Annotated in this window: 8 protein-coding genes and 1 pseudogene; 7 read left to right on the top strand and 2 right to left on the bottom strand. The window is 72.7% G+C overall.

Annotated elements, in window-relative coordinates:
• The first annotated feature begins 3 nt into the window (after positions 1–3).
• From BMG523DRAFT_RS14035 to BMG523DRAFT_RS14015, 5 genes are read left to right on the top strand one after another with little or no spacing between them, the layout of a single operon-like run.
• Complete coding sequence (locus BMG523DRAFT_RS14035) at positions 4–2,967, top strand: beta-hydroxydecanoyl-ACP dehydratase (protein WP_152987855.1); 2,964 nt, start codon at positions 4–6, stop codon at positions 2,965–2,967.
• Positions 2,961–4,622: a PfaD family polyunsaturated fatty acid/polyketide biosynthesis protein gene (locus BMG523DRAFT_RS14030; protein ID WP_011437316.1), complete on the top strand. Its 1,662-nt coding sequence runs from the start codon at positions 2,961–2,963 to the stop codon at positions 4,620–4,622. The genes BMG523DRAFT_RS14035 and BMG523DRAFT_RS14030 overlap by 7 nt, the downstream gene beginning before the upstream one ends.
• Positions 4,623–4,669: 47 nt before the next feature.
• Positions 4,670–6,484: an acetyl-CoA carboxylase carboxyl transferase subunit alpha gene (gene accA, locus BMG523DRAFT_RS14025; RefSeq protein ID WP_368671111.1), complete on the top strand. Its 1,815-nt coding sequence runs from the start codon at positions 4,670–4,672 to the stop codon at positions 6,482–6,484.
• Entirely contained in the window at positions 6,481–7,200 is a 720-nt protein-coding gene (locus tag BMG523DRAFT_RS14020) for an acetyl-CoA carboxylase biotin carboxyl carrier protein subunit (protein WP_051623880.1), read from the top strand. Before accA ends, BMG523DRAFT_RS14020 begins: the two co-directional genes overlap by 4 nt.
• The gene (locus BMG523DRAFT_RS14015) at positions 7,200–8,552 is read left to right on the top strand and encodes an acetyl/propionyl/methylcrotonyl-CoA carboxylase subunit alpha (RefSeq protein WP_011437313.1); all 1,353 of its coding nucleotides are present in this window, start codon (positions 7,200–7,202) and stop codon (positions 8,550–8,552) included. Before BMG523DRAFT_RS14020 ends, BMG523DRAFT_RS14015 begins: the two co-directional genes overlap by 1 nt.
• A gap of 113 nt (positions 8,553–8,665) precedes the next feature.
• On the opposite strand, the gene BMG523DRAFT_RS14010 is transcribed toward BMG523DRAFT_RS14015, so the two are convergent.
• Together BMG523DRAFT_RS14010 and BMG523DRAFT_RS14005 are read right to left on the bottom strand one after the other, a co-directional pair.
• Positions 8,666–9,547, bottom strand: coding sequence for a CoA ester lyase (locus BMG523DRAFT_RS14010; protein ID WP_051623879.1), 882 nt, complete (start codon positions 9,545–9,547; stop codon positions 8,666–8,668).
• Positions 9,544–10,077 carry a MaoC family dehydratase gene (locus tag BMG523DRAFT_RS14005; protein WP_011437311.1) on the bottom strand — a complete coding sequence of 178 codons (534 nt, stop codon included), beginning with the start codon at positions 10,075–10,077 and terminating at the stop codon, positions 9,544–9,546. Before BMG523DRAFT_RS14005 ends, BMG523DRAFT_RS14010 begins: the two co-directional genes overlap by 4 nt.
• A gap of 238 nt (positions 10,078–10,315) precedes the next feature.
• Here BMG523DRAFT_RS14005 and BMG523DRAFT_RS14000 point away from each other — a divergent pair, with 238 nt between their 5' ends.
• Together BMG523DRAFT_RS14000 and BMG523DRAFT_RS13995 are read left to right on the top strand one after the other, a co-directional pair.
• A complete protein-coding gene (locus BMG523DRAFT_RS14000; RefSeq protein ID WP_011437310.1) occupies positions 10,316–11,362 on the top strand; it encodes a metallophosphoesterase in 1,047 nt (348 codons plus the stop codon).
• Positions 11,363–11,466: 104 nt separating this feature from the next.
• A pseudogene (locus tag BMG523DRAFT_RS13995) lies at positions 11,467–11,628 on the top strand (formate dehydrogenase accessory sulfurtransferase FdhD); the annotation flags it as partial.
• Positions 11,629–11,791 lie beyond the last annotated feature (163 nt).

Here is an 11,791-nt window from a genome sequence, read left to right as displayed (position 1 = left end):
ACGATGACCATCACGGTCGAGGCGACGCAGGACGGGCTGGGTTTCGACGGCGAGCCCACCGACGCCGCCGTCTGGGCGGCGATGCAGGCCGGCCCGGAGTTCGAGGCGCGGCCCGGCGGCACCCACCGCCCTGACGACGTCGAGGGGGGCGACGTCGAGGGGGGCGATGTCGAGGGGGGCGAGGAGGACAACGCCGACGGGGGCAGGGAGATCACGGCAGCCACCCGCGGCGCGGACGTCCTGAGCGGCGTGGGCCACACGGCTGCTGTGGGTACGGCAGCCGCCCCGGCTGTCGACGACGCCACGGCCACCCTGCGTCGGCTGCGGGCCTCGGTGGTCGCGGCCCACGCCTCGGCGATGCGCACGCAGGCCGCCCTGGCCGACCGGGCGCTGGCCGCGATGGCCGCCATCGCACCGCCCGGCGGCCGGATTCCGGCCGCCGTGGGTGATCGTGGTCGGGGTGGGCCGGGATGGGGCACCCCGGCGGTGGACCGGCCGGCCTGCCACGATACGGGGCTCCCCGGGCACGCGGGTGCCTCGGCGCCCGGCACTCCGCCGCGGCCCGCTCCCGCGATCGCCCCCGTCGAGATCACGGCGCCTGCCGAGCTGACGGTGGATGTCACCGTCGTGGCCCGGGACGCCGCGGCGATCGACGGTTGGGTGTCGCTGCCCGCCGTGGTCCGCCAGGCCCTGGACGAGGTGTTGCGCGGGTCGGCGCACCTGGCACCCCGGGGAGGGGGGCACTGGGTGCTGACCCGGGCGGCTCTGGTGACCAGCGGACCGCTGCCCCGGGTCGGGGACGAGCTGCGTGTTCAGGCCACCACCCGCATCGGGGCCCCCGGCGGGTTCGACCCGGCCACGGCGGAGGTCACACTTGCGCTGCGGGTCACCCGCGGCCCCGACGTGCTCCTGGAGGTCCTCGGCGGGGTGTTCCGGTGGCTCGCGCGGGACGGCGCGAGCCATGGCGGTCTCGCCGGGGCTGCCGGGTTCGCCGGCATCGAAGCGCCGGGGAACCCGCCCGGTTTCGCCGCCCTGGAGCCGGTGGGTGCTGCCTCCGGCTCCCGGGGCGCGCGCGGCTGGACGGAGGACGCGTTCAAACTGCCCGGCCGTACCACCCGCACCACCCTCGACGCCGGTGACCTGGACCGGCTGACGCGCGGTGACGTTGCCGGCGTCTTCGGCGCCCGCTACGACCAGCGGGGGGTGAACCCGTCGGTGCGGCTCGCCCCCGGCGGTCCGCTGGCCGCCGTGCCGGAGCTCGCGCCGCGGGGCGGCGCGGCCGGCCGGGGCCAGTTGCGGGCCTCGGTGAGCCGGCTGACCGGCCGCGTGGAGCACGACGGGCAGCCCGATCCGACCCACCTGGCCATCGCGGCGCTCACCGCCTCCTGGCAGGCGGTGAGTGTGTTCGCGATGGCCGCCGGTCTGCACCTGGTGATCGCGGATGCGCACCTCGACGTCGCGCTGCCCGACGAGCGGCTGGAACTCCCCGACGGGCTCGGCCGGCTGTCGATCGAGATCCACGCGTCCGGCCACGGTGCCGGGCCGGCCGCCGAGGCCGGTCTGGAGCTCGTGCTGACCGTCACCGACATCGACCTGGTGCCGCGGCCCTGGCTGCGCGGTGACATTGAGCTGCGGGACGCCCACGGGCCGGTCGCCACGATCCGCGGGATCGCCCTGGCCGTGCGGGAACGTCCGGGCACCCCCGTGGGTCCGGCGCACGGCGGCGTCCTGCCGGCCTTCCTCGGCCGCGTGGGCGCGACCGGAGAGTCGGCGCTGCTCGGTGAGCTGCAGATGTTCCACGCGGCGCGCGGCGACCTCGCCATCGCGCTCGGTCCCGAGTTCGCCTCCGCCGCGGGCCGGACGGTCTGCCGGCTGCCCGGCGGCGGCCTGCGGCTGGTGGACCGGGTCATGCGGGTGGACGGCGCGCGCGGTCAGCTCAGCGGCGGCGCGTCGATGATCACCGAGTACGACTCGCCGGCGGACTCCTGGTACTACACCGACAGCCCCAGCCCGACGATGCCGAACATCGTGCACATGGAGACATCGCTACAGTCGGCGCTCCTGCTGGGCTACTACCTGGGTGCGACCCTGACCGACCCGGCCAACGACTACGTCCTGCGCAACCTCGACGGCACGGCGACCGTCCGGCGCGAGGTGGACCTGGCGGGACGCACCATCCGGCAGCGTTCGACCCTGCTGTCCACGACCGTGCTCAGCGGCGCGATCCTGCAGAACTTCCAGTACGAGCTGTTCCTCGTGCCGGTCGACGGATCCGGATCGCACGGGTCCGGCCGTGACGGCGATGACCGTGACGGCGATGACCGTGACGGCGAGCCGTTCTACGTCGGTGAGTCGTTGTTCGGCTTCTTTACCCAGCGGACGCTGGCGAACCAGAACGGTCTCGATCAGGGCGCGTTCGTGCCGACCTGGCTGGAACGCACCAACCCGGCGCAGGCGGACCGGCGGACCATCGACGTGGCCGCCCGGCGGGCCGCGAACGCGCCGCTGTGCGCCCAGGGCGCCATGGCCCTGCTCGACCAGATCACGGTGGTGGACGGCGGCGGCGACTTCGGCCGCGGTTACCTGCACGCCGTCCGCCCCACGAGCCCGGACGACTGGTTCTTCGCGCGGCACTTCTGGCTCGACCCGGTGATGCCCGGCTCGCTGGGTGTCGAGGCCGTCATCCAGGCGCTGCAGGAGTGGATGGTCCAGGAGGGCCTGACCGACGACCTCGTCGAGCCGGTCTTCGTCGTGCCGGCCGGGCTGCCGATGAGCTGGCGCTACCGCGGCCAGATCCGCCCGGATGACGGGGAGATGACGCTGGAGGTCCACATCAAGGACGTCCGCCGCGACGGTGCCCGGGCACGGGTCGTCGCGGACGCCAGCGTCTGGAAACCCGGTATGCGTATCTACGGACTGACCGACATCGCCGCCGAAGCGCGCGGTAGAGGAGCGCAATCATGGTGACGACGACAACGACGGTCCGTGGCGCGCCGGCGACGCCGCGCCCTGGATCGGGCGGGCCGCGGCTCGCGCGATCCGCCCAGGAGATCCACGACCTGCTCGCCCGGCTGGACGCGCCCTGCGTCGTGGTGAGCGAACAGGGCGGCGCGATCGCGGCCACCGACGACCCGGCGAGCCTGCGCGCGGCGGGGGCGACGGTGCTGGCTGTGGCGCCGCCGGCCCGCCCCGAGCGGCTGGGAGCCGCGTCCTTCCTGACCGACTACGGGGTGCGTCAGCCCTACATGACCGGCGCGATGGCGAACGGCATCGCTTCGCCGGAGCTGGTCGTGGCGATGGCACGGGCGGGCTTCCTCGCCACGTACGGGGCGGCCGGCGTGCTGCCCGACCGGATCGACGACGCGCTTGGGCGGATCCGCCGTGAGCTCGGCCCGGCGCCCTTCGCCTGCAATCTGATCCACAGCCCGAACGAGCTGGAGCTGGAACGGGCCATCCTGGCCGCCTGCCTGCGCCACGGGGTGACCTGCGTGGAGGCGTCCGCGTTCCTGGAGCTGACCCCGCAGATCGTCGCCTACCGGGCCGCGGGGCTGCGGCCGGGCGGCGCTGGCGGCGTACACGTCGGGCACCGGGTGGTGGCCAAGGTCTCCCGCGGGGAGGTGGCCGAGCTCTTCCTGCGCCCCGCCCCGGACGCGCTGCTGCGCCCGCTGGTGGCGGATGGCACCCTGACCGCCGAGCAGGCCGCGCTCGCCCGCACGGTGCCGATGGCCGACGACATCACCGTCGAGGCGGACTCCGGCGGCCACACCGACCGCCGGCCGCTCCCGGTCCTGCTCCCCGAGATCATCGCGGTGCGCGACCGGATCGCCGCCGAGCTCGGCTACCGCCGCCCGCCGAGAGTGGGAGCCGCGGGTGGCATCGGTACGCCATCGGCGGTGTTCGCCGCGTTCGCGCTCGGCGCCGCCTACGTCGTCACCGGTTCGGTGAACCAGGCGTGCGTCGAGTCCGGTCAGTCGGCGGCGGCGCGGGCGTTGCTGGCGAAGGCGGGCCCGAACGACATCGACATGGCGCCGGCCTCCGACATGTTCGAGATCGGCGCCGAGGTGCAGGTCCTGCGCCGCGGCACGATGTTCGCCGGGCGGGGCCGCCGGCTGTACGACCTCTACCGCGCCCACGACTCCCTCGACGACCTTTCGGCGGAGGATCGGAACTGGCTGGAGCGTTCGGTCCTGCGCCGGTCCGTGGACGAGGTATGGGCTGACACCGTCGACTACTTCAGCCGGCGCGACCCGGAGCAGATCGAACGCGCGCAGGCCAACCCGAAGAGACGGATGGCGCTGGTGTTCCGCTGGTATCTCGGGCTGTCCTCGGGCTGGGCGATCTCCGCCGCGCCCGACCGGATCACCGACTACCAGATCTGGTGCGGCCCGTCCCTGGGCGCCTTCAACACCTGGGCGGCCGGCAGCTACCTGGCGGACGTCGACCGGCGCAGCGCGGTGGACGTCGCGGGTGAGCTGATGCTCGGCGCCGCCTACACCGGGCGGGCCGCGGCACTGCGGTTCGCCGGGGTGCGGCTGCCGGCGCGGGCTGCCGCCTACCGACCGCCGGCCACGCGCGAGAGCTCGCCGGCGCACCGGTACGTTCTGACGGCGGGTGCCCGGTGACCGCGCCCACGACCGCGCCCGGGGCCACCGCTGGCACGCCCGTGCCCGTGCCAGCCGTCGAGGCGGAGTCGACCGCGGACCGCCTCGCCTGGCATCTGTGCGGGGGATGCCGGACCCTTCTCTATGGCAAGCGGTTCCTCGCAGCCAACCGGGTCTGCCCGGAGTGCGGCTGGCACGCGCCGCTGACGGCCCCGAGCCGGCTCGCCCAGCTGCTGGACCCGGGATGGTCCGAGCTGGCGACGCCCGTGCCCGCGGATCCCGATCCGCTGCGCTTCACCGATTCGGCCCCCTATCCGGACCGGGTGCGCCAGGCCCGCGAGCGGACCGGACTGGCCGAGGCGGTCGTCTGCGCGCGGGGACGCATCGACGGCGCCGAGGTGATCGTCGCGGCGATGGACTTCCGTTTCCTGGGCGGCAGCCTGGGATCGGCCGTCGGCGAGGCCATCACCCGGGCGGGCGAGTTGGCGTTGGCCGAGCGCACACCGCTGGTGATTGTGACCGCCTCCGGCGGTGCCCGCATGCAGGAAGGCCTGCTGTCGCTGATGCAGATGGCCAAGACGAGCCAGATGCTCGGCCGGCTCGACGAGGCGGGCGTGCTCACCGTGGCACTGATCAGCGACCCGACGTTCGGGGGAGTGGCAGCCTCCTTCGCCACTCTTTGTGATGTTATCGTCGCCGAGCCGGGTGCCCGCCTCGGGTTCGCCGGTCCCCGGGTGATCGAGCAGACGATCCGCCAGAAGCTGCCGCCCGGCTTCCAGACGGCGGAGTTCCTGCTGAACCACGGAATCGTGGACATGATCGTTCCCCGTGGCGACCTGCGGGCCGCGCTGTCCCGGCTCCTGCGCGTCGCCACCGGCGTTCATGAGGTGGCCGAGGGCGCCACAGCCGAGGGCGCCACAGCCGAGGGCGCCACAGCCGGGGGCGGCCTGTCCGACGGGCATGACGGAGCCGAGCGGGTGATCACCGAGGTGCTCCACCTGCCCGTCCGTCATCCCTGGGACGCCGTGCGGCAGGCCAGGGCGCTCGGGCGCCCGACCACTCTCGACCTGATCTCGCTTCTGCTGGACGACTTCAACGAGCTGCACGGCGACCGGGCCTCCGCCGACTGCCCGGCGATGGTCGCCGGTCTCGGCCGGTTGGGCGGAGTCGGGCTGGCCGTGATCGGTACCCAGAAGGGGCACACGGTCGCGGAGCTCAGCGAGCGGAACTTCGGCATGCCCAGTCCCGCCGGGTACCGCAAGGCGGCGCGGGTCATGCGGCTGGCGGCCAAGCTCGGCCTGCCGGTGGTCACCTTCATCGACACCGCCGGCGCCCATCCCGGCGTCGAGGCGGAGGAACGGGGACAGTCGGTCGCGATTGCCGAGAACCTGCGCCTGATGGGGGCGCTGCCCGTTCCGGTTGTCGCCGTCGTCACCGGCGAGGGCGGCAGCGGCGGGGCGCTGGCGCTCGCGGTCGCCGACCGGGTGCTGATGTGCGCGAACGCGGTGTACTCGGTGATCAGCCCGGAGGGATGCGCGTCGATCCTCTGGAAGGACGCGACCGCCGCGCCGAAGGCTGCCGAGGCGCTGCGCGTGGACGCGCGTCAGCTGCTGGAGCTCGGGATTGTCGACGGGGTCGTACCCGAGCCTGACGGCGGTGCCGCGGCCGATCCCGTCCACGCCGCGGCGCTCGTCGGTGCCGCACTGCGCGCGACGCTGGCGACGCTGGGACTGGCCGGCCCGGAGGAGCTCGTGTACCGGCGGTGGCTGCGCTTCCGTCGCTTCGGCGCGGTGGCGGGTGAGCCTGCCGGCGCGTCACCCCCGGGACGCCCGGGCAACTCCGAACACCCGGGACACTCCGAACACAGGGAGCAGAGTTCATGAGCACGACTGTGGCAGCGCGCCGCTCCGGCGCCGTCTCCTCCAACGGAAACCGGGCGGTCGACGATCCGGGCACGGCGCCGGGATGGTCGACCGCCGCGTCCGGCCCGCTGTCCGCCATCGACGCGGCGGACGTCGACACCGTCCTGGCCGCGGTGCAGCACCACGCCCTTGCCCTGTACGCGAACGCGGTGCGGCCGCCGTCGCACCTGCGGGTGACCGCCGGCGACATCGTCGTGGAGCTGGCCTGGACCGACCTGGCCGAGCTCGGTGACGACCGGCGCGAGCCCGTCCAGGCGACGGCGCCGCCGCGTCGTCATCCGGTTCCCGCGCCTCGCTCCGTTCCTGGTGGCGCTGTTTCCGGTGGCGCTGTTTCCGGTGGCGCTGTTTCCGGTGGTGCCGTTCCCGGCGAGGCCGCGCCGGTCGAGGAGCGGCCGGCGGACTCGTCGACCGCCGGTGGTGACGCTGGCCTGAGCTACGTCACCGCGCCGAGCGTCGGGGTCTTCTACTACGCTCCCGAACCCGGTGCGCGGCCGTTCGTCCGGGTCGGGGACACCGTGAAGGCCGGGCAGCAGGTCGCGATCCTCGAGGTGATGAAGCTGATGATCCCCATCGAGGCGGACACAGCCGGCCGGATCGTCGAGGTGTGCCAGCCCGACGCGACATCGGTCGAGTACGGCGAACGGCTGATCGCCATTGATCCGGACGCCCGCGGCTGATGGTCACCACCGTCCTGATCGCCAACCGGGGCGAGATCGCTCTGCGGGTCCTGCGCACCTGCCGGGAGCTCGGCCTGCGCACCGTCGCCGTCTACTCGGCCGACGACCGCGGCAGCATGGTGACCCGGCTCGCCGACCGGGCCGTCCAGATCGGTCCGGGCCCCGCCGGCCGCAGCTACCTCAACATCCCGACGATCATCGAGGCCGCCCGGCTCGCCGGCGCGGACGCCATCCATCCCGGATACGGATTCCTTTCCGAGAACGCGGACTTCGCGGAGGTCTGCGAGTCCGAGGGCATCACCTTCGTCGGACCGCCCGCCTCGGTCATGGAGAAGCTCGGGGACAAGGCCGTCGCCCGCTCGCTGATGGTTGCCGCGGGCCTTCCGCTGCTGCCCGGAAGCCACACCGCGATCGACCACGCGGACGAGGCAGAGGTGTTCGCCGACAGGATCGGCTATCCCGTGATCATCAAGGCCGCCGCCGGCGGCGGCGGTCGGGGGATGCGCATCGTCGAGCAGCCCGAGGAGTTCCTGCGCGCCTACACCGAGACCCGGGCGGGCGCGCAGGCCGTCTTCGGCGACGGGCGGGTGTACGTCGAGCGGTACCTGCCCTCGGCCCGGCACGTGGAGATCCAGGTGCTCTGCGACCAGTACGGCAACGGCGTGTACCTGGGGGCCCGGGACTGCTCGGTGCAGCGGCGTCACCAGAAGCTCATCGAAGAGACACCGGCGCCCTGCCTGCCCGCGGACCTCATCGAGGAGATGGGGCGGGCCGCGCTGCGCGGGGTCGCCACGGCGGGCTACGTCGGCGCGGGCACCGTCGAGTTCCTGGTCGACCCGGCCGGTGCGTACTACTTCATGGAGGTCAACTGCCGGCTGCAGGTGGAGCATCCGGTGACGGAGATGGTGACCGGCATCGACCTCGTCGCCGAGCAGTTCCGGATCGCCGCGGGGGAGAAACTCGACCTCACCCAGGACGCGGTCGTCCCGCGCGGCGTCGCGATCGAGTGCCGCGTCAACGCCGAGGACCCGGTCCGGGGATTCGCACCCGCGCCCGGAACGCTCACGGAGTGCCATTTCCCCGGCGGGCCCTTCGTCCGGGTGGACAGCCACGCGCACCCCGGCTACCGGATACCGACCCGGTACGACTCCCTGCTGGCGAAGGTGGTCGCCTGGGCGCCGGATCGCGACGGCGCGGTCCGGCGGATGCGCTCGGCCCTGTCAGAGCTGCGCATCGAGGGACCGGGCGTGGCCACGACCGTGCCCTTCCTCCTGCGGGTGCTCGACGATTCCCGGTTCCGGACCGCGACTCACGACACCTCTCTCGTCGCCGCGCTCACCTCGACCGGCTGACCAGAGTTCTCTACGCAGAGTTGTGGAGGGTTGGGTACGGTCTGACGCCGTCAGACCGTACCCAACCCTCCACATTTCCCCGGCCAGGCCGGGGTGGGCCATGCCGGGCCGGGTTATCCACAGATCGTGGTAGGGCCCTGGCGCCGCCGCTGATCGGCGGGTGAGTCTGTGACGGTGACAGCAGGATCATGCTCGGTGGCGGCGAGGGTGCGTTCGGCGTGGCGCAGGACGGGCGCGTCGACCATCCGCCCCTCGAAGGAGAACACGCCGGCGGAGTGCGTCGCCGCGTCGAGTACCCGCCGCGCCCACGCCACCTCGTCGGCGGACGGCGCGAACGCCTGCCGCACGGCCGCGACCTGCCTCGGGTGGATACACGCCTTCGCCGCGAAGCCGCTCGCGACGGCGTCACGAGCCTCGGCCGCGAGGCCGTCGACATCGGCGATGTCCAGGTACACGGAGTCGACGGCGACCCGCCCGTGCGCTCCGGCCGCCAGCAGGACGCTCGCCCGGGCATGCAGGGCGACGCCCCGGTAGCGGCCGGCCTCGTCCCGGCTCGACCGGCCACCCAGCGCGGCGACGAGATCCTCCGCGCCCCACATGACGCCGATGGTGGTGGGAACGGCCGCAATCTCGGCCGCGGCGAGCACGCCGCGCGGTGTCTCGCACAGGGCGACGACCCGGCGCGGCCCGACGGCGGCGACCTGCTCGGCGGACTCCGTCTTGGCCAGCATGACGACGGGATAGGGCGTGTCGGCGAGGGCGCGCAGGTCCTCGTCGTAGTCGGCGGTCCCGGCGGGGTTGATCCGGATGATCGTCCGCAGTGGGTCGAGGATGCTCTCCCGCAACGCGCGCCGTGCCCGCGGCCGGTCCGCCGCCGCCACGCCGTCCTCCAGATCGAGGATGACCCCATCGGCCGCGGCGGCCGCCTTGGCGAATCGGTCGGGCCGGTCCGCGGGGCAGAACAGCAACGCCGGGCCGGGCAGCTGCCCGATCACCGGTCCGCCGCCCGGCGCAGCATCAGCGCGGACCGTACCGCCACGGCTACCACGTCACCGTGCTGGTTGCGCGCGGTGTGCTCGAAGGTGACCACCCCCTGCCCGGGTCGGCTGCGGGAGAGCCGCTTGTCGCGTACCACGGTCTCGGCGTAGAGCGTGTCGCCGGGGAACACCGGTGCGGGGAAGCGGATCTCGGTGAATCCGAGGTTGGCCACGGTCGTTCCCTGGGTCAGCCGGCTCACCGACAGGCCGACCAGCGTCGCGAGGGTGAACATGCTGTTGACCAGCCGAGTGCCGAAGGTCTGGGTCGTGCTCCATGCCTCGTCGAGGTGCAGCGCCTGGGTGTTCATCGTCAGCGTGCTGAACAGGGTGTTGTCGGCTTCGCTCACGGTCCGCCCGGGCCGGTGGACGTAGACGACGTCGGTCTCCAGCTCGTCGAACCACAGCCCCCGTTCCTCGACGCGCCGACATTCTCGCTCGGTCCGCTCGGTCCGCTCGGTCCGCGGGGGAGGGGATGCCCCTGCCTCCATCGGTGCCTCCCTCGATCGACTCCCGTCGCCGGCCGCCGGTGTTCAGCGGCCGAGATGGCAGGGGTAGGGTAACCCGTGTTGTGCTGGCCGTGGGTGAAGGTTCATCACCCCTTCCGGGGGCGTTCCGGTCGACCCGATAGCTTCCGGACGTCCGGAGTGCGGGTGGCGGGCCGTCGGCCCGATGAATCGCCGTCCCCGGAAAAGAACCGTGCGGTCCTCGTGGTGAAGGAGCCCGGCAATGCGGCACCGCAGGCTTTTGTTGGCACTGGCCGTGGGTACGCTGACCGCGTCCGTGTCGATCCCGATCTCGGCGAACGCGGCCACCCCGCTCGGCGCCGGGACCGGGACCGCTCCGTCTACGATCGCCGTGATCGGCGACATCCCCTACGGCGCCGCCAAGATCGCCGAGTTTCCCACCGACATCGGCAAGATCAACGCCGATCCCGACGTTTCGCTGGTCGCGCATCTCGGCGATATCAAGAACGGCAGCAGCGTCTGCTCGGACTCGTACTTCGCCACCATCAAGTCGGATTTCGACCAGTTCCAGGATCCTTTTGTCTACACCCCCGGCGACAACGAGTGGACCGACTGCCACCGCGCGAACAACGGTGGTTACAATCCTCTCGAACGTCTCGGAAAACTGCGTCAGGTGTTCTTCCCTGTCCCAGGCCGGACCCTCGGCGTGAACGCCCGGCAGGTCACCAGCGAATCCGCGGACCCGGCCTACGCGCCCTTCGTGGAGAACACCATGTGGACCCAGTCCGGTGTGGTTTTCTCGACACTTAACGTGCAGGGCAGCAACAACGACCTCGTCCCGTGGTTCGGGGTGACGCCGCTGTCCGCGGAGCAGCGGAAAGAGTATTCTACCAGGCTTGACGCGGACCTTGAGTGGATCAACGAGGCGTTCAACGTCGCACGCCGGACCGGGGCGCCGGGGGTCGCGCTGCTCATGCAGGCCGATATGTGGGACACCAGCGCGCTGGCCGCCGGTGGAGACGGGCTGAGTGGCTTCGATCCCATCGTCAAGCGGATCGGGACCCTCGCCGAGCATTTCGGTAAGCCGGTGCTCATCCTGCAGGGTGACTCGCACAACTTCCGGGTCGACCACCCGTTCACGAGCACGGACCCGCTCTACGGCATCCACCCGCTGGCCCCGAAGACCCTGCAGGCTCCCAACGTGACCCGCGTCGTCGTCGATGGCAGCGCTCAGGCGAACGACTACCTGAAGCTCACGATCAACCCGGCTGCCCCGGGCGTCTTCAGCTGGACTCGCGTCAACTACTGAGGGAACGAATCCTCCCACCGGCCGGGGCCGTTTCGCGGTCCCGGCCGGCCCCGGAGCCGATGAGACCGACCCGTCGGGGTGCGGTGGCTGTCGTCGGTTCCGGGCAGAAGGCGCTGATGGCCGGGGTGCCGGCGCTCGCGGCGGTCTCCGCGCTCTCGACGCTCGCGGTGGACCTCGCCGAGGAGGCGGGGATGACGCTCGCTGGGTTCGTGCGCGGTACGTCGATGAACCTCCACACCGGCGCGCACCGGGTGGTACTGGGCTGACCCCGGCTCAGTACCACCCGGCTCAGCCGCACCTATGCCGCCTCGCCTCTCGGCGAGGCGCCCCCGGTCTGACCGGCCGTGGCCGTGCCGGGTTCCCGCTTCCCAGCCACCCGCCCGCTTGCGCGGGTCTTACGGTCGGCTCCACGGGCGTTTACCGTCTCCG

The sequence above is a fragment of the Frankia sp. BMG5.23 genome (genome assembly GCF_000685765.2).
Taxonomy (GTDB): Bacteria; Actinomycetota; Actinomycetes; order Frankiales; family Frankiaceae; genus Frankia; species Frankia casuarinae.
This window is presented reverse-complemented; position numbering and strand designations above follow the sequence as displayed.